This window comes from Agrobacterium sp. a22-2 (assembly GCF_012276985.1).
Lineage (GTDB): Bacteria > Pseudomonadota > Alphaproteobacteria > Rhizobiales > Rhizobiaceae > Allorhizobium.
This window is the reverse complement of the sequence record NZ_JAAXMM010000003.1, coordinates 172,467-189,357: the sequence shown is the minus strand read 5'-3', so window position 1 is coordinate 189,357 and position 16,891 is coordinate 172,467. Positions and strand designations below refer to the sequence as shown.

Here is a 16,891-nt window from a genome sequence, read left to right as displayed (position 1 = left end):
GAGTACTCCCGTCACGCACCTGCGCGTCATGCCAGGATGAAATCACCGGCGGACAGCGAGGTTCCGCAGTTGACGCTGGCGAATTTGAGCGCCGCGACGCCATCGGCGCCGTCCGGATCGAACAGCAGCGATCCTGAGCGCTCGTTGTAGATGATACGATCGTCAGCATCGCGCGCAGCCCGTCCGATCACGAAGGCTTCGGCGTCCAGCGGACCGGCTCCCAGGCCTGAGAAGACGCCACTGTCCAGGCGGAACAGGTCATCGCCAGCGCGGAAATCGACGATCCTGTCGGCATTGGCCTGACCGGCAGCCGTGTCGAAGACGAAAATGTCATGCCCCCTGCCGCCCAACAGGATGTCCCGGCCAGCGCCGCCGATCAGGACATCGTCGCCGGCATTGCCGCTGAGCAGATCGCGGCCCAAGCCGCCGGCAATCAGGTCCGCACCGTCGCCGCCGCGCAGGATATCGTTGCCCGCCTCGCCATTGAGCGTGTCGTTGAACTGGCTGCCGGTGATGCGGTCTCGTCCACCCCTGGCATCGACCAGAACCGCGTGATCATAAGCCTTGTAGCTGATGGTTTCCGCAGCATCCGTGAGGATGATCGATTCGGCGGGCGGGGCGATCGTGATGGTGATGGTCGCAAGGTCGCTGTTGCCCTGACCGTCGGTGGCGTAAACCGTAAAGCTGTCGGTGCCGACAAAGCCTGCCTCGGGAACATAGTCGAAATAATTGCCGCTTAGAAAATCCTGATGGTAATGCAGGCTGCCGGCATATTCGCCCTGGGGAAACGGATAATAGCCCGCATCATAGCGGGTTTCCTGCGCCACGATGCCGTGGTCGGGGCCATCCGCGATGACGAAGGTCAAGAGATCGAAATCCGCATCCGCCGCGCTGAACCGGATATCGTCCAGAGACTGTCCCGGCGTCAGCGAAAGGCTGAGGTCGGCGATGGTGGGCGCGTGGTTTATGAACGTGTCGGGCTGAAGAACGCCATCCTCCACGATAAGGCCGTGCTCGCCGTATTGCGTGTTTTCCCCGCCGAAATATTCGTTCGCGCCGATCCAGGTGACGGTGATGTCGTCGGGGCTTTCGGCCGTAACCGAGACGATTTCGGTCGACAGATAGGCAGCCCGGTCGGACAGCATGCGAATATAATTACCTTCATTGTCGAAGACCCGGGTCTCCACCGTGGTGAAGACCTCCGTGCGGCCGTCGTTGGTGAAGGTGGTGACGGTGAAGAAGCCGTCAAAGACATCGACGGATGCCAGATCAACGGAGCCAAAAAAGTAATCCGGCTGCGCGCCAATCGGGCCAAGGATGTCGCCATCCACGTCGGTTATCGTGAAGAGAATTGCGTCGGGGCTCTGGTTGTCGACGTCTTCCCAGACGACAAGCTCGCTGCCATTGCTCAGGATCGTCATCGGCGTCTTCCTTGTTTGCGCGAGGATAAATGATGCAGATGGAGCCTTCTGCAGTAACACAGGCTAAAAATCGCGAACAGACGCCGGCAAGGGGCCTTCGTTGGCAATGCACAATGGTCCGTTATGCGCTGCCGGACAGATGTGTCACGCCATAGGACACCAGGCCCGGCGACCTTCCAGTCGCCGGGAGATGACAACAGTCACCGATCTAAAGCTTGACGTGGTCCCGAAACCGGCGCCCGGTTTCGGGCGAGATGCGTCAGATCGGATAATGCAAGGGGCCGTTCTGCAGCGTGACCCAGCGCAGTTCGGTGAATTCGGCAATACCCGCCATGCCGCCGAACCGCCCGTAGCCGGATGCCTTGACGCCGCCGAACGGCATCTGCGCCTCGTCGTAGACGGTGGGGCCGTTGATGTGGCAGATGCCGCTTTCGATCTGCCCGGCAATCGACAGGGCTCGAGCCTGGTTGCCGCTGAAAATCGCCGCGGAGAGCCCGAAATCGGTTTCGTTGGCGATGCTCACCGCCTCGTCCACGCTGGCTGCCCGGATGATCGAGACGACAGGGCCGAAACTTTCCTCCGAATAAAGGCGCATGGCAGGCGTCACGCCATCGACAGCGGTGGCGTCCAGCATGGTCCCGGTTCCGCCGCCGCCGGCAATCAGCCGCGCGCCCTTTGAAACCGCATCCTCGACCAGCGACTTGATCCGGTTGGCGGCCTCGATGCTGACCAGAGAGCCCAGCGGCGTCGCGCCTTCGCGGGGATCGCCGGCCTTGAGCGTAGCCACCTTTTTCGCAAATGCCGCGGTGAACCGGTCGGCGATGGCTTCAAGCACAATGATGCGCTCCGTCGACATGCAGATCTGGCCCTGGTTCATGAAGGCGCCGAAGGCAGCGGCGGCCACCGCTTGATCGAGATCGGCGTCGTCGAGAACAATGAACGGTGCCTTGCCGCCGAGTTCCAGAAGGGCCGGCTTGAGATGGCGTCCGGCGGTTTCCGCTATCACCCGGCCGACCCGGGTCGAGCCGGTGAAATTCACGCGGCGCACGGCCGGGTGGGCAATCAGGGTCTCCACCACCTTGGCCGCATCTTCGGGCGCGTTGGATATGGCATTGAGCGTGCCCTTCGGCAGGCCTGCCGATGCAACTGCTTCAACGATCAGCGCGTGGGTGCGCGGGCACAGTTCCGATGTCTTCATCACCACCGTATTGCCGCAGGCAAGCGGAGTGGCAAGCGACCGCACCCCCAGAATGACCGGCGCGTTCCACGGCGCCATCGACAGAACGACCCCGACCGGTTGCCGCATGGCCAGCGCCGTCGTCCCCGGCCGGTTGGCCGGAATGATCTCGCCCTTGATCTGCGTGGTCAGGCTTGCCGCTTCGATCAGCATGTCGCTCGCCAGCTTGATGTTGAAGCCGGCCCAGGCGTCGGTCGCGCCGATTTCGTCCTTCATGGCCGCGGTGATTGCCGGTCCTGCCGCCAGAAGCGCATCGGCTGCGGCAATCAGCAGGCGTCGTCGTTCACCCGGCGCGGTCGCCGACCAGATCGGGAATGCGGCAGCCGCAGCGTCTGCCGCAGCTCTCGCGTCGTCCAGCGTCGCCGCTGCGGCCGTGGTAACGACCTCACCGGTGACGGGGCTGGTGCGATCGAAACTCTGGCCGTCGCTTGCCGGGCGATGCTCGCCGCCGATGAAAAGAAGCGTGTTGTGCATGGGTATTCCTCCGTATTTAAGCGCTTGCGGTGGTCGTCGAGCCGAGAAAGGCACGCTGCACCGCGGGATCGGTCTTCAGGGTTGAGGCTGTGCCGGCGCCGACGATGCGTCCTGCCTCAAGCAGATAGCCACGATCGGCCAGTGCCAGGCTCTCGCCGACATTCTGCTCGACAAGCAGGATCGACAGTCCCGTCGCCTTGATTTTTGCAAGGACTGCGAAAAGCTCCTGCGTGACGATCGGTGCCAGTCCGAGGCTCGGCTCGTCCAGCAGCAGGTAATCGGGCGCCGACATCAGCGCACGACCGATCGCCACCATCTGTTGCTCGCCGCCCGACATGGTGCCGGCAATCTGGCGCGTGCGCTCGGACAGACGCGGGAACAGTGAGAAGATCACGTCGCGGCTGGCGGTCTCCTTTGCGCGCGCATGGGCGGGATTGGCGCCGAGCCGCAGGTTTTCCTCGACCGTCAGTGCCGGAAAGATACCGCGTCCTTCCGGCACCAGCGCCAGCCGCTGTCCGACGATCTCATGCGGCGACAGCGATGACAGCGAAAGTCCCTCGACCCGGACATGACCGGAGGTCGGTCGGACAAGTCCGCCGATGGCTTTCAGAAGCGACGATTTTCCAGCCCCGTTGGCGCCGAGCAGAACCACGGTTTCACCGCGCCCGACGGTCAACGAAACGCGGTCGAGAGCGAGATGCTGGCCGTAGCGCACCGTCAGAGTGTCGATCTCAAGCATGGGCTGTCCCCAGATAGGCGGAAATCACGTTGGTATCGTCGAGCACCGCCGATGTCGGCCCGTCGGCGATCTTGACGCCGGCCGCCATGACCACGGCGCGCGGGCAAAGCGCCCGGACGGCGGACATGATATGTTCGACCAGCAGGATCGTCATGCCCTGCCCGGCCAACCGCCGGATGAGATCGATGCCCTCGACCAGTTCCGTCGGATTGAGCCCGGCGAGCCATTCGTCGAGCAGCAGCAGTTTCGGATCCGTGGCCAGCGCCCGCGCCAGCTCGAGCCGCTTCTGATCAATATAGGTGAGTTCGCCGGCCAGCAGGTGTTCGCGCCCGGCAAGGCCCACCTGCACCAGGCAGTGACGCGCCACATCCTCGGCCTTGCGGCGGGAATGTCGCTGCGGTCCAAAAGCCGCACCCAGGGCGACATTGTCGAGGATGGACAGCGAGGGCAGAAGCCGAACCAGCTGGAAGGTGCGCGCCACACCGGCGCGGGCAATCAGATCCGGCCGCCTGCCTGAAATCTCCACCCCCGCCAGACGGATCGAGCCGGAGGTTGGCCTGAGAGCTCCGGACACAAGATTGAGCAGGGTGGTTTTTCCCGAACCGTTCGGCCCGAGGAGCCCCACGACCTCTCCTTGAGAAATCGAAAAGCTCAAGCCATCCACCGCCTTCAACCCGCCGAACGTCTTGGCGATGTCGACAATCTCCAGAACAGCGGTCATGGGCGGACCTCCTTGCGGCGCAGTTTTTCAAGGGCCGCCAGAACGCCGTCGGGCAGGGCAAAGACGATCAGGATGAACAGCACGCCGAGAATGATCGAGAAATGGTTGGGGAAGTTGGCACCCAGCCATTCAAACAGCAGGAACAGAGGCACGGCGCCGAGGATCGGACCCCAGCGACGGTTGGCACCGCCCAGCAGCGCCATGATCACGGTCAGGAACGAGACCTGCGGATTGAAGACGATGGCCGGCTCGATATAGACCCAGCGCGGCGCCTGGATGGCGCCAACCAGCGTGATCAGCGTGGCCGACAGGACAAAGAGCATGAGCTTTGCCCGCGCCAGGTTGACGCCCGCATGGGCGGCCACGACCTCGTCGTCGCCGATGGCCTTGAGCGCCAGGCCAAGCCTGCTGCGCTCGATCAAGGCCGCAATCGCCAGCGTCACCACGCCGAGTGCCAGCAGTTGCCAGAGGACATGTTTGGGCTCGAGCGGCAGGAAGATGTAGCGGCCGAGCGTTCCGGTGACATTGACCTCATACCAGGTGATGAGCTGGCGGATCAGTTCGGCGAGACCGAAGGAGAAGATCACGAAATAGATGCCCGCCACCCTGAGGGTCGACAGGCCGACCAGCAGGGCCAGCGCCGAGCCGACGGCTGCCGCACTGAGCAGGACCAGGGGCCAGGGCAGCACTTCGCTCAAGACCGCGACCGTATAGGCTCCAACGCCGAAGAAGGCGACGGTGGCCAGAGAGACGTAGCGGGTCGGGCCGGAAAACATCGCCCAGGCAGTGGCAAGTGTCACATAGCCCAGCAAGCCGACGATGAGGCCAACGCCATAGGCGTCAAAAAACAAAGGTGACAGCGCAAGAAGTGCGACAGCCGCCACGGCAAGACCGAAACCGATCATTTGCCCCTCCGTGCAAACAGACCCTCGGGCCGCCACAGAAGCACGCCAAGAAACAGGGTATAGGTGGCAGCAAGGGTGAGGCCGGGGTCGATATAGACCAGCACGAAGGTTTCCACGAGGCCGAGCAGCAGGCCGGCGACCAGCGCGCCGAGCAGATTGCCGACCCCGCCCATGATCACCACCACCAACGCCTTCATGGTGAACACCACGCCGTAGGAGGCGGAAAAGGTCTGGGACATGGAAATCATCACGCCACCGGCCACTGCCAGCGCACCGCCCAGGGCAAAGCCCGAGCGGGCAATGCGGTTGACATCGATACCGACCAACAGTGCCGAGCGCGGTGCCAGCGCCACCGCGCGCAGGTTGAGGCCCCAACGGCTATGGGTCAGCGCCAGATAGAGACCGCCGCCGATCAGCACCGAAAGCGCAAAGGCCAGCACGCGGTTGATCGCCACGGTCGTACCGAAAATACTGATGCCTTCGGTCAGGTAGGAATAGGATTGATAGTTGCCGCCGAAGGCGACCAGCATGATGCCCTGGATCACGAAGAGCAGGCCGAAGGTTGCCAGAATGGAGTCGACTTCCAGCCGGCCAGTGCCGCCGGAACGGCGCACCAGAGGCCGCATCATGACCTGATAGATCAGCCATGAGAGGCCATAACCGAGCGGCACGATGATCAGCAGCGACCAGAGCGGCGAAATGCCGAAGCTGGAAAACAGTACGAAGGCCAGGAAGGCAGCAGCAATCAGCACTTCGCCATAGGCAAGGTTCATGATGCGCGCGATGCCGTATTGCAGCGAAAGCCCGAGCGCAATGAGCGCATAGGTCCCGCCCAGCATCAAGCCGAAGACGAGCGTCGATAAAAGCACGGAATGTCTCCAAAATTCGTCCATGGCCGTGAGGTGGGGCGAAGCCGGGCTCCGCCCCTTGAGCCCATCCGTTACCAGGCGGGTTTCGGAATGATCGGGCTGGCGGCGCCGGCGCGATCGGTGGGCGCGATGGCAACGAAACGGTCTTTCTGCCACTGGCCGGCCAACCAGAGCTGGCGCAATTGATTGTCCTCGAGCTTCACCGGACCGATCACCGTTTCGAAACTGCCCGACGACAGCTCCGCTGAAACCGCCTCACGGTCGAGACCGACGCGACCGATGGCCTGGGCCAGCATTTCAAGGCTGGCATAGGTGATGGCGCTTGCCCAGCTGTCCGGTTTCACGCCGATGAAGGCTTCGTGGCGCTTGAAATAATCTTCGATCTTCTGGCTGGAGCCGTCGACGCCGCCGATGCTCATCACGCCTTCCTGACGGCCCTCGGAGACCTTCGGGAAGATCGGGAAGGCACCGCCGACGCCGACGTAAAAGACCTTGGGATTGTATTTCGCCGTCTGCGCCTGCTTGGTCACGGCAAAGCTGTCCGGCGGATACGAAAACGCGATGAAACTGTCGGCGCCGCTACCGGTGGCTTCGTTCATCAAGGCTGCAAAGTCGGACGTGCCGGCGGGATAGGTCTTGTCGTAGGCGAGCGTGAAGCCTGCCTCCTCCAGGGCCGGGCGGGCCGCCTTGATCAGGTCGATGCCGAAACCATCGGCGACCGAAATGACCGCCACCTTGTCGTTGATCGTGCCGGCTTCACGCGCCGTCTTCAGCACCTGCGCCAATGCAACCGCATAATCGTGACCGCCACCCAGCATCCAGAAACTCTTCTTCCAGCGGGCGGCAAATTCCGCAGCCTTGTCGGTGACGCCGGTCACGGCAAGCTGCGGATAGCCGAAGCGGTCATAAAGCGGTGCGACGGCCAGATTGAAGCCGGTGCCCCACGGCGGCAGGATGAAATCGACTTCGTCCTGCGACGCCAGTCGCTCGGTCAGCCGGACGGCATCCTCGGCGCTGGAGCGGTCGTCATACTCGATCGCCTCGACCGGCAGACGCTTGCCGTCCGGCATTTGCAGGCCACCGGCCTCGTTGACCTCTTTCACCCATAGCGTGTAGTTGGGAATGGTGGTGATGCCGGCGCCCGTGGCATTGGGACCGCTTTTCGAAACAGCATAGCCGATCTTGACCGACGTTCGCTCCTGCGCCAGGGCTGACCCGAATGAGACGGTCGACAAGGCAAACGTCGAGATCAGGCAGAACAGCGTTCTGCGCTTTAAAATGTGCATGATTTCCTCCCTATGCGCTAAAGCGGCCGCCCTCTCCTCTTGGCTTCCTCCTGCGCTTCGAAAATTCTAACAGCGACAACCCGATAAAAAATGCACTAGTGTGACACATTATTGTACTTCTGGAGGATGTATGCCCTATCATGCGCCTGCGACAACGGACCGGGCCCAGATGATCGAGGCCCGCCTCATGCCACCCTCCCTGCGTGTGGTGGAATTCAAGCTCGAGGCCGATGCGGCCCATCTCCTGGTTCTGGCCTCTGGCGAGGCGGAAATCGTCAGGGGAGAAACGCAGTTGACGCTCGGTGCGTCCGAGCTGATCTGGTTGCCACCCGGCCGGGCCGGCCATTTCCGACTTCACGCCGGCAGCCGTGGAGCAAGGCTCAAGGCAACCGAAATCGGCCTTGCCCACGCCATGCCGACCGGCACGACAGCGATAGGCCTCAGGGAAACGCTCCACCGCGTGCTGTGCCAACCCCTGTCGGAGCCGGAGCGGCGTGACGCCATTGGTCATATCGAGGCGATCATTGCCGAGAACTATGGCCCGGCACCGGGTTCCGATATCATCATCGGCAACCTGCTCTCCGTCATTCTGATCCGCATCTGGCGCCGGGCACTGGCCGATGTGGTCACCGCCACGCCCATGCCGCGCAGCATCGTCGAACGCTTTGTGTTGCTGTTGACCCAGCACAAAAGGGAGCAATGGCCTGTCGAGGCCTATGCCAGGCGCATCGGCGTGTCACGAGAGCGCCTGGGCAGCGCCATCCGCCGGGCAACCGGTCTTTCGCCGCAAGCCTATATCCATCGCGAGACGCTGTCGGATGCACGCGACATGCTGCTCAACACCTCCCTTCAGGTCAGCGAAATTGCCTTCCGCCTCGGCTTCCAGGATCCGGCCTATTTCAATCGCTTCTTCACGCGGGCGGAAGGCATTTCGCCCGGACGTTTCCGCCGCTCAAGCACAAACATCCCGAAGCCTGCGTCCCCCTCCTATGCCGCATGGCCCTGATCGCGCACCATCGACCATTGACCTCTAGATACCGAAAAGGCCGAGCCCTTTACGAGCCCGACCTTTTTTTAACCGGAACGCTAGCCCGGCCAATGCTGTGCGCGGGACGTGATTCAGGCGGCCTGGATCGCCTTCTCGACGTCCCCGACCACATGTCCGGTCAGATCCTTGGGGATCTCCAGCAGCAGTTTGGCGGAGAGAAACTTGTGGTAGTGCTTGCGCAATTCGCCCAAGGACCGCGGCGCTGAAATGACGACGAGATTGTCGATACCGCCCTCCAGGACCTGCTTGTTGAGATATTGGGCGACGCCCGCCGAGAAACCGTCTTCCGACAGCTGGCTCTCATCAGGGTTGGCCGAGGTGCTTGTGTGACGGCCGCCGGAGCCCTTGGCTTCATCGTCGATCGAAACCTGGGGCATGGCCGCCAGGCTGAGCTCCGAGCCGATCCCCGCGTTGCGGTAGAGGTCTAGTTTTTCACCATCGGTAACGGCAACAACTGTGCCCTGCGGAAGTAACATAGGATGTCCGATCAAGTTGGTCGTGCCGCTTAACAAAGAATATCGCGGTCGACGAAACGCCGCGTCTGGCGCGAAGTCACGCACAAGGGACTTAAATTGTGGCTTTTCGACGTGAATTTGTATTGTGGCCGCCCAGCTCGCCGCCGATCCGCTGAAACTTACGTCGATCGGCGGTCGGTCCACTACCTCTCCACGAAAATCAGCGCGGGGGATTCGAGCAGGGTTTTCAGCCGCTGGACGAAAAGAGCCGCGTCCCAGCCGTCGATGACCCTATGGTCGAAGCTCGACGACAGGTTCATCATGGTGCGCGGCACGAATGCCGATCCGTCCCAGCGGGGCCGGATCTCCATCCGGTTGACGCCGACGATGGCGACTTCAGGCCGGTTGATGATCGGCGTCGTCGCGATGGCGCCGAGCGGACCGAGGGAGGAAATGGTGATGGTCGAGCCGGAAAGCTCCTCGCGCACCGCCTTGCCGCTCCGGGCGGCATCCGCCACCCGGGCAAGCTCCGCCGCCGCCGCCCAGAGCGACATGTGCTCGCAATGGCGCACCACCGGCACCATCAACCCGGCTTTGGTTTGCGTCGCGATACCGATATGCACGGCGTCGAATTCGCGGATCAGTTCGGCCTCGTCGTCGAAATGAGCGTTCATCATCGGCTGGTCCCGCACGGCCCTAGCGATCGCCGCCATCAGGAAGGGCAGCACCGTCAGCTTCGGTCGATCCTCGCGCCGTTCCGCATTGAGTCCTTGCCGCAGCGTCTCAAGTGCCGTGACATCCACTTCCTCGACGATGGTGATATGCGGGATCCGCCGACTGGCGTCAGTCATGCGCTCGGCGATCTTGCGACGCAGGCCTGTCACCCGTGTTTCCCGTACCGTATCCTGCGATTCCTTTGCACCTGCGGCTCCCGCCTGCCGCCGGCCGGACAGGTAGGCGTCGAGGTCTTCATGGGTGATACGGCCCGCCGGTCCGGTGCCCTTGACGAGGGACAGGTCGACGCCGCCGTTTCTCGCTCGCAACCGGACAGGGGGGGCCGCCAGGGGATGATCGGAAGCCACAAGATGGGATGCCGTTTCGGTCGCAACGGCCACAGGGGCCGTAGCCGCCGCCCCGTCTGGTTCCGAACCGGCTGCGACCGGTGCCTCAGGCGCCGGCGCCTCTTCACCCGCCACAGGCAAAGGCGTCGCCGTCTTCCCTGCCACGGCCACCTCCAGCTTGACCAAGGCGCTGCCGATCGCCAGCTTCTGGCCGACCTCGCCGCCGAGCCAGAGGATCGTACCTTCCACCGGCGAGGGGATCTCGACCGTGGTCTTGTCGGTCATCACAGCGGCGAGGATCGCGTCTTCGCGAACCAGGTCTCCGACGGCAACGCTCCACTCCACAAGCTCCGCCTCGGCGATGCCTTCGCCCACATCAGGCAACTTGACGGTCACCACGCTCATATCAGGCCTCCATAACGCGGTTGATGGCATCGATCACGCGCTGCGGGCCGGGAAAATAGTCCCATTCGCTGGCATGCGGATAAGGCGTATCCCAACCGGCCACGCGCTCGACCGGCGCCTCCAGGTGATAGAAACACGCCTTCTGGATCAGCGCCGTCAGCTCGGCGCCGAAGCCGCAGGTCAGCGTCGCCTCATGGGCGACGATGCAGCGCCCGGTCTTCTGGACGGATTGCATGACGGTTGGCCTGTCGAGCGGCAGGAGCGTCCTGAGATCGATCACCTCGGCATCCACCCCGGCCTCCTCGACCGCGGCAAGGCAGACATGCACCATGGTGCCGTAGGTCACGATGGACAGCGCCGATCCTTCGCGACGCACGGCTGCCTGCCCGAGCGGGATCCTGTAATCCTCCTCGGGTACTTCGCCGCCATCATGCTTCTTCCACGACGTCACGGGTCGGTCGTGATGACCATCGAAGGGGCCGTTGTAGAGCCGCTTCGGTTCGAGAAAGATCACCGGATCGGGATCGTCGATGGCGGCGAGCAGCAGGCCCTTGGCATCCGCAGGCGTCGAGGGAATGACGGTCTTCAGCCCGGAGACATGGGTGAACAGCGCCTCGGGGCTCTGGCTATGGGTCTGCGCACCGTAGATGCCGCCGCCGGTCGGCATGCGGATCACCAGCGGGCAGGTGTACTCGCCCGCCGAACGATAGCGCAACCGCGCCGCCTCGGAGACGATCTGGTCATAGGCGGGATACATGTAGTCGGCGAACTGGATCTCGACGCAGGGCTTCAAGCCATACGCCGCCATGCCGATGGCCGCCCCGACGATGCCTGACTCGCTGATCGGCGCGTCGAAGCAGCGTGTCCGGCCATATTTCTTCTGTAGACCGGCCGTGCAGCGGAACACCCCGCCGAAATAGCCGACATCCTGGCCCATGATCACCACCCGCGGATCGGCGCCCATCGCCAGATCATGGGCATTCTGGATCGCCTCGATCATCGTCATGCGTGTCATGCTCTAGAACCCCGCCTGCTGACGCTGTTCGACGAGATGCGGCGGCATCTCGGCATAAACGTCGTCGAACATATCCTTGGGCGACGGACGCCGGCCCGAGATCAGCGTGCCGATGGCTTCCGCCTCTTTCTGCGAACCCATCACCGTCTCCATGATCTCCGCCTCGGCCTGCACATGCCGCGCTTCCGACCAGGCCTCGATCGCAATCAGATGCGCCTTCAGCCGGGTGATCGGGTCGCCGAGCGGCCAGGCGGCGCTTTCCTCCTTCGGCCGGTAGCCGGAAGGATCGTCCGAGGTGGAATGCCCCGCGGCGCGATAGGTGACATATTCGATCAGCGTCGGGCCAAGGTTGCGACGCGCTCTTTCCGTGGCCCACAGTCCCGCCGCGTAGACGGCCAGATAATCGTTGCCATCGACGCGCAACGACGGAATGCCAAAACCGTGACCGCGCGCCGCAAATGTGCCGGCGCCGCCCCGGGCGATACCCTGGAAGGTGGAAATGGCCCATTGATTGTTGACGATGTTGAGGACCACAGGCGCCTTGTAAGTCGAGGCGAAGACGAGGGCGGCATGAAAATCGCTTTCGGCGGTCGCGCCGTCGCCGATCCATGCGGCGGCAATCTTCGTATCGCCGCTGATGGCAGACGCCATCGCCCAGCCCACCGCCTGGACATATTGGGTGGCGAGATTGCCGGAAATCGAGAAGAAACCGTACTCTTTCGAGGAATAGAAGACCGGCAGCTGCCGGCCCCGCGCCCTGTCGCCGTCGTTGGAGTAGACCTGGCACATCATGTCGAGCAACGGATAGCCGGCAGCGATCAGCAGGCCCGCCTGGCGATAGGTCGGGAAGTTCATGTCGCCTTGGGACAGCACCCGCTGGAAAGCGCAGCTGATCGCCTCTTCGCCCAGATGCTGCACGTAGAACGAGGTCTTGCCCTGGCGCTGCGCCATCAGCATACGGGCATCATAGGTCCGCAGCGTCATCATGTGGCGCAAGCCGTCCCTGAGTTGATCCTCGCTCAAGGCTCCCGCCCACGGACCGACGGCCCGTCCATCGGGGTCGAGCACGCGAATGACAGCGAAAGCGAGATCGCGCATGTTTTCCGGGTCTTCATCGATCGGCGGTCGCCGAACCTCGCCGACGCGGGGAATCGGGAAGCCGGAAAAGTCCGGCTGGTCGCCCGGACGATGTTCCGGCTCCGGAACCGTCAATGACAATGCGCCTCGGTCTTGCATGCTGTCCTCCTCAATGTCCCATGGACAAGGCCGGTCACCTCTCCTCGATAGTGCCGTGCCTTCTTTGGTCGTCGGTCGCGGACGCTGGCTGGAGCCGGCGTTCCTCGACCGTTCCCAACGTCTGGAAACCGCTGCGCGGCGCCGGCCTCCCCCGCCGCCGCGCAACCATCACTGCGCAAACATATGTCGTGCCACGATCACCCTCATGATTTCGTTGGTGCCCTCCAGGATCTGATGGACACGCAGGTCGCGCACGATCTTCTCGATCCCGTAATCCGCCAGATAGCCGTAGCCGCCATGCAGTTGCAGCGCTGAATTGGCGACGTCGAAGGCGACATCGGTCACGAACCGCTTTGCCATCGCGCAGAATTTCGTGGCGTCGGGCGCCTTGGTGTCAAGCTTCCAGGCCGCCTGGCGCAGGAACACGCGTGCGGCCGACAGCTCCGTTTCCATGTCGGCAATCTTGAATTGCAGCCCCTGGAAGTCCTTGAGCGGGCTGCCGAAGGCGCGGCGCTCCTGCATATACTTGACCGACTTGTCGAGCGCCGCCTGCGCGCCGCCAAGAGCACAGGCGGCAATGTTCAGTCGGCCGCCATCGAGCCCCGCCATGGCATATCTGAACCCCGCGCCCTCCTCGCCCAGCAGATTGTCGGCAGGCACCTCGCAGTCGTCGAACTGCACCTGCGCCGTCGGTTGCGCCTTCCAGCCCATCTTCTTCTCGAAGGCGCCGAAGCTCAGGCCCGCACTGGGGCTCGGCACGACAACGGCGGAGATGCCCTTGGCACCACTTTCGCCGGTGCGGCACATCACGACATAGAGGTCTGAATAGTTGCCGCCGGATATGAAGGCCTTGGAGCCGTTGAGGCGGTAGCCGCCATTGCCCGACCGGGCCGCCGTGGTGCGCAGGGCCGCCGCATCGGATCCGGAGCCAGGCTCCGTCAAGCAGTAGGAGGCGATCTGTTCCATGCTGCAAAGGCCAGGCAGCAGCCGCTCCTTGATCTCGGCCGAGCCGAAGCGATCGATCATCCAGGCGCACATGTTGTGGATCGATATGAAGGCTGCGACGGAGGGACAGGCGCGCGACAGCGCCTCGAAAATCAGCGTCGCATCCAACCGTCCAAGGCCCGATCCACCGAACGCCTCCGACACGTAGATGCCGCCAAAACCCAGCTCGCCTGCCGCCTTCAGCAGATCGCGCGGGATGGTGCCTTCTTCCTCCCAAGCGCCCGCGAAGGGCGCGATCCGCTCCGCGCCGAACGCACTGGCCATGTCACAGATTGACTGCTGCTCTTCCGTAAGCCCGAATTCCATGATGCCTCCTCCTCAGACAAGCTATTGCGAACCGTGGCAAATTTCTCATCATTGTTGAGAGGCACGGCGCAATTATACGAAAGAATCATGGGCTTTTCGGCAAGGTCTGGAAGCCGGGCGGGAATATGCTACCGCCCCACATCGGTGGTCCGGGGCTAGACGTTTTCGTCCAACGTGCCGCCAAGGTCGATTGCCGCCAGAATCGCTGCCTGCACGGCCTTGTCCTGGGCTGCCACGGCGGCGCTCAGTGTCAACAGACGCTGGCGGGTCTGGTAAAGCTGGTCGACCAAAGACAGGATCACCGGCAGCGTGTCCGTATCGATTTCCAGTTCATAGTGCAGGGTGCAGATCAGCCGGATGCGTGCGCATTCCATCTCCGAAAAGACCAAGGTTTCGCCATCGTCTTGCGGCGAAACCAGTTCGTCGCTGATCCAGGCGTCGAGATCGCTGCGCTGCAGCGCGTCGATCTGTTCGACAATGTCCTCAACCCGCATCATTTCAGCATCTCCTTTCGCGGCAGGTCCGGGGTCTTCGGCTGCCAGGTCTCCAGAAATGCGGCCAGCTCGGGTTCGTCGCCCGCCGGCAGGACGACTTTCAACGTGATCAGCTGATGCCCGCGCTGACCGGTCTTGCGGTTGCGAATACCCTTGTCGCGCAGTCGCAACGTCTGGCCGGTGTTGGCGCCTTTTGGAATGGTCATGGTGACCGGTCCACTCAAGGTCGGAACTTCGATCCGTCCGCCCAGCACAGCCTCCTTCAGCGTGATGGGGACCTCGACATGGATATTGTCGTCCTTGCGGTGAAAAAACGCGTGCGGCTGAACATGCAACTCGACAAACGCGTCACCCGCCGGTCCGCCGCCGAAGCCGGTCGTTCCCTGGCCTTTCAGCCGCAGCGTCTGCCGGTCTTCCGCCCCTTCGGGAATCTTGACCTGAAGCGTCTTGCCCTCGGGCAAAGTAATGGTGCGTACCGCGCCGTTGGCGGCATCGACGAAATCAACCGGAAGCTCGTAGCTCACATCCTGCCCCCGCGCCCGGAATGGACCCTGCGATCGCTGCGCCCCGCCCTTGAAGGCGCGCGCGAGAAACTCTTCAAGATCGTCATTGCTGGCAAAGCCATCTTGCGCGGCATGGGAGGAGGCAGACGGCCCATTGGCAAAGTCGCGATAGTACCGCTCCTGTCGCCGTTCCGCGCCGCTCGCATCGATTTCGCCCGCATCGAACCGCCGTCGCTTCTCCTTGTCCTTGAGAAAATCGTTTGCGCCGGAGATTGCCTTGAACTTTTCTTCGGCTGCCTTGTCGCCCGGATGCAGATCAGGGTGGAACTTGCGCGCCAGCTTCTTGAACGCATCCTTGATCTCCTTGTCGGTGGCAGAACGAGCGACGCCGAGCGTCTCATAAGGGTCTTTCATGCATCGATCCCATCTCAATCACGTCTTGATCGGCCGTTCAGCCCGGCTGTCGTGCCCGAAAGACGTACACGTCAATCACGCACCTCAAACGTAGTCAGCGTGACGGCAACGCGCAATGGAAGCGACAATGAATCGCGCTTGATACCCCTCAACCCGAGCCGTGGAAGACTGGCCGTCAATATCGTTCGCACACCTATAGTCTTGCCACCGTCCAAAAACATGATAAAAACTCTCATCATAATCAAGTGCAGCAGACCCAAAGCATGACTAAGGTTTGCCAGAGAACATTGGCGCCGCGGACCACTTGGGATCTTTCATCGTCAAGTCGTGACACAAGGGCATGCTGGGCGTCCAGGCAGACGGAGGCGGCTTCGGTCTTGAGCTATCAACATTCGATGATCTGCCACACTGACGGCATTCGCCCTCTCGCACCGGTCAAATGGCGCGGTCTTGACGGGCTGATGAGCGTCTACTGGGATGCCGAGGGACAGGCCGGAGCCCACGCCTATTACCTGTCTCCCGATCCGCGCATCGTGATCTTCTTCAATGACGTCTCACCACACATCCGGATGTCGAACCGCGAGTCCGGCTTCGGACAGCATGATCGCCCGATGACCCGTGCCGTCTATGTACCGGCCGGCGTGCCGCTGTGGACGAAGTTCACCTCTTGGCATCGCTTCTCGCATCTCGATCTGCATCTGCACCAGGACCGACTGATGCGCTTCCTGACGCCGTCGGTGGGCAGTTCCTCTGCCCGTTCCGTGCTGCGCCGCCCGGTCGAAATCCAGGATGTCGGACCGATCGAAGCCCTGGCCGGTCTGCTCGTCGACGAGGTCGCCAATCCGTCCAAACACTCAGTCTATGCGGAAAGCCTGGTCGGCAGCATCGCCACGGCTCTTCTCGACCTGCCGCAGCAAACCGGCGAGCAGGCCAATGGCAGACTGACCCAGGCACAGATGAACAGGCTCGTCTCGCGCCTGAACGCCCGCGGCGACTATCGCATGTCGGTCGGCGACATGGCGGCAACGGTCGGCCTCTCGGAAAGCTGGTTCGCCACCGTCTTCAAGCAGACGACCGGCAAGACGCCGCTGCAATGGCAATTGTCCCGGCGGATCGAGCTTGCCCAGACCCTGCTGGTCGAAGGGCATCTGAGCCTTGCCGACATCGCAGCCCAGCTCGGCTTTTCCGATCAGGCGCACCTCACAAAGGCCTTTCGCCAGACAGTCGGCGAAACGCCCGCCGCCTGGCGACGCATGCAACTCACGCTTTGATCGGCGAGATCCTGCCCGGCGCGGCC

At 62.8% G+C, this 16,891-nt stretch carries 16 protein-coding genes; 2 read left to right on the top strand and 14 right to left on the bottom strand.

Features of this window, described 5'->3' with window-relative positions:
- Window positions 1-26 precede the first annotated feature (26 nt).
- From HFC70_RS06355 to HFC70_RS06325, 7 genes are all read right to left on the bottom strand, one after another.
- A complete protein-coding gene (locus HFC70_RS06355) occupies window positions 27-1,421 on the bottom strand; it encodes a calcium-binding protein (protein WP_168472377.1) in 1,395 nt (464 codons plus the stop codon).
- Between the two features lie 259 nt (window positions 1,422-1,680).
- The gene (locus tag HFC70_RS06350) at window positions 1,681-3,132 is read right to left on the bottom strand and encodes an aldehyde dehydrogenase (RefSeq protein WP_168472376.1); all 1,452 of its coding nucleotides are present in this window, start codon (window positions 3,130-3,132) and stop codon (window positions 1,681-1,683) included.
- A 16-nt stretch (window positions 3,133-3,148) separates the two neighbouring features.
- Window positions 3,149-3,871, bottom strand: coding sequence for an ABC transporter ATP-binding protein (locus HFC70_RS06345; RefSeq protein ID WP_168472375.1), 723 nt, complete (start codon window positions 3,869-3,871; stop codon window positions 3,149-3,151).
- A complete protein-coding gene (locus HFC70_RS06340; RefSeq protein WP_168472374.1) occupies window positions 3,864-4,592 on the bottom strand; it encodes an ABC transporter ATP-binding protein in 729 nt (242 codons plus the stop codon). Before HFC70_RS06340 ends, HFC70_RS06345 begins: the two co-directional genes overlap by 8 nt.
- Window positions 4,589-5,497, bottom strand: a complete 909-nt coding sequence (locus HFC70_RS06335; RefSeq protein WP_168472373.1) for a branched-chain amino acid ABC transporter permease — start codon at window positions 5,495-5,497, stop codon at window positions 4,589-4,591. The genes HFC70_RS06340 and HFC70_RS06335 overlap by 4 nt, the downstream gene beginning before the upstream one ends.
- Window positions 5,494-6,366 carry a branched-chain amino acid ABC transporter permease gene (locus HFC70_RS06330; protein ID WP_168472372.1) on the bottom strand — a complete coding sequence of 291 codons (873 nt, stop codon included), beginning with the start codon at window positions 6,364-6,366 and terminating at the stop codon, window positions 5,494-5,496. The genes HFC70_RS06335 and HFC70_RS06330 overlap by 4 nt, the downstream gene beginning before the upstream one ends.
- A 71-nt stretch (window positions 6,367-6,437) precedes the next feature.
- Complete coding sequence (locus tag HFC70_RS06325; RefSeq protein WP_168472371.1) at window positions 6,438-7,652, bottom strand: amino acid ABC transporter substrate-binding protein; 1,215 nt, start codon at window positions 7,650-7,652, stop codon at window positions 6,438-6,440.
- Window positions 7,653-7,782: 130 nt separating this feature from the next.
- Here HFC70_RS06325 and HFC70_RS06320 point away from each other — a divergent pair, with 130 nt between their 5' ends.
- Window positions 7,783-8,658 (top strand): helix-turn-helix domain-containing protein, encoded by an 876-nt coding sequence (locus HFC70_RS06320; protein WP_168472370.1) that lies wholly within the window; start codon window positions 7,783-7,785, stop codon window positions 8,656-8,658.
- A 113-nt stretch (window positions 8,659-8,771) separates the two neighbouring features.
- Here HFC70_RS06320 and HFC70_RS06315 read toward each other — a convergent pair whose 3' ends face one another.
- The 7 genes from HFC70_RS06315 to HFC70_RS06285 all read right to left on the bottom strand — a co-directional run bounded on the left by HFC70_RS06315 (window position 8,772) and on the right by HFC70_RS06285 (window position 15,594).
- Complete coding sequence (locus tag HFC70_RS06315; RefSeq protein ID WP_168472369.1) at window positions 8,772-9,176, bottom strand: host attachment protein; 405 nt, start codon at window positions 9,174-9,176, stop codon at window positions 8,772-8,774.
- Window positions 9,177-9,358: 182 nt separating this feature from the next.
- Complete coding sequence (locus tag HFC70_RS06310) at window positions 9,359-10,621, bottom strand: dihydrolipoamide acetyltransferase family protein (protein WP_168472368.1); 1,263 nt, start codon at window positions 10,619-10,621, stop codon at window positions 9,359-9,361.
- A 1-nt stretch (window position 10,622) separates the two neighbouring features.
- Entirely contained in the window at window positions 10,623-11,636 is a 1,014-nt protein-coding gene (locus HFC70_RS06305) for an alpha-ketoacid dehydrogenase subunit beta (protein WP_168472367.1), read from the bottom strand.
- 3 nt (window positions 11,637-11,639) lie between these two features.
- Window positions 11,640-12,872: a 3-methyl-2-oxobutanoate dehydrogenase (2-methylpropanoyl-transferring) subunit alpha gene (locus HFC70_RS06300; RefSeq protein ID WP_168472366.1), complete on the bottom strand. Its 1,233-nt coding sequence runs from the start codon at window positions 12,870-12,872 to the stop codon at window positions 11,640-11,642.
- A gap of 168 nt (window positions 12,873-13,040) precedes the next feature.
- Window positions 13,041-14,183, bottom strand: a complete 1,143-nt coding sequence (locus HFC70_RS06295) for an acyl-CoA dehydrogenase family protein (protein ID WP_168472365.1) — start codon at window positions 14,181-14,183, stop codon at window positions 13,041-13,043.
- A gap of 155 nt (window positions 14,184-14,338) precedes the next feature.
- Entirely contained in the window at window positions 14,339-14,680 is a 342-nt protein-coding gene (locus HFC70_RS06290) for a chaperone modulator CbpM (protein WP_168472364.1), read from the bottom strand.
- On the bottom strand, window positions 14,677-15,594 hold the full coding sequence (locus HFC70_RS06285) for a DnaJ C-terminal domain-containing protein (RefSeq protein ID WP_168472363.1): 918 nt from the start codon (window positions 15,592-15,594) through the stop codon (window positions 14,677-14,679). The genes HFC70_RS06290 and HFC70_RS06285 overlap by 4 nt, the downstream gene beginning before the upstream one ends.
- A gap of 377 nt (window positions 15,595-15,971) precedes the next feature.
- On the opposite strand from HFC70_RS06285, the gene HFC70_RS06280 reads away from it, so the two are divergent.
- Window positions 15,972-16,865 (top strand): AraC family transcriptional regulator, encoded by an 894-nt coding sequence (locus tag HFC70_RS06280; protein WP_210259155.1) that lies wholly within the window; start codon window positions 15,972-15,974, stop codon window positions 16,863-16,865.
- The last annotated feature ends 26 nt before the right edge of the window (window positions 16,866-16,891 follow it).

What these genes read in the sequence shown, in the direction of transcription:
- HFC70_RS06355 (WP_168472377.1), bottom strand. Translation starts at nt 1,421, where the DNA reads ATGACGATCCTGAGCAATGGCAGCGAGCTTGTCGTCTGGGAAGACGTC.
- HFC70_RS06350 (WP_168472376.1), bottom strand. Translation starts at nt 3,132, where the DNA reads ATGCACAACACGCTTCTTTTCATCGGCGGCGAGCATCGCCCGGCAAGC.
- HFC70_RS06345 (WP_168472375.1), bottom strand. Translation starts at nt 3,871, where the DNA reads ATGCTTGAGATCGACACTCTGACGGTGCGCTACGGCCAGCATCTCGCT.
- HFC70_RS06340 (WP_168472374.1), bottom strand. Translation starts at nt 4,592, where the DNA reads ATGACCGCTGTTCTGGAGATTGTCGACATCGCCAAGACGTTCGGCGGG.
- HFC70_RS06335 (WP_168472373.1), bottom strand. Translation starts at nt 5,497, where the DNA reads ATGATCGGTTTCGGTCTTGCCGTGGCGGCTGTCGCACTTCTTGCGCTG.
- HFC70_RS06325 (WP_168472371.1), bottom strand. Translation starts at nt 7,652, where the DNA reads ATGCACATTTTAAAGCGCAGAACGCTGTTCTGCCTGATCTCGACGTTT.
- HFC70_RS06320 (WP_168472370.1), top strand. Translation starts at nt 7,783, where the DNA reads ATGCCCTATCATGCGCCTGCGACAACGGACCGGGCCCAGATGATCGAG.
- HFC70_RS06315 (WP_168472369.1), bottom strand. Translation starts at nt 9,176, where the DNA reads ATGTTACTTCCGCAGGGCACAGTTGTTGCCGTTACCGATGGTGAAAAA.
- HFC70_RS06310 (WP_168472368.1), bottom strand. Translation starts at nt 10,621, where the DNA reads ATGAGCGTGGTGACCGTCAAGTTGCCTGATGTGGGCGAAGGCATCGCC.
- HFC70_RS06305 (WP_168472367.1), bottom strand. Translation starts at nt 11,636, where the DNA reads ATGACACGCATGACGATGATCGAGGCGATCCAGAATGCCCATGATCTG.
- HFC70_RS06300 (WP_168472366.1), bottom strand. Translation starts at nt 12,872, where the DNA reads ATGCAAGACCGAGGCGCATTGTCATTGACGGTTCCGGAGCCGGAACAT.
- HFC70_RS06295 (WP_168472365.1), bottom strand. Translation starts at nt 14,183, where the DNA reads ATGGAATTCGGGCTTACGGAAGAGCAGCAGTCAATCTGTGACATGGCC.
- HFC70_RS06290 (WP_168472364.1), bottom strand. Translation starts at nt 14,680, where the DNA reads ATGATGCGGGTTGAGGACATTGTCGAACAGATCGACGCGCTGCAGCGC.
- HFC70_RS06285 (WP_168472363.1), bottom strand. Translation starts at nt 15,594, where the DNA reads ATGAAAGACCCTTATGAGACGCTCGGCGTCGCTCGTTCTGCCACCGAC.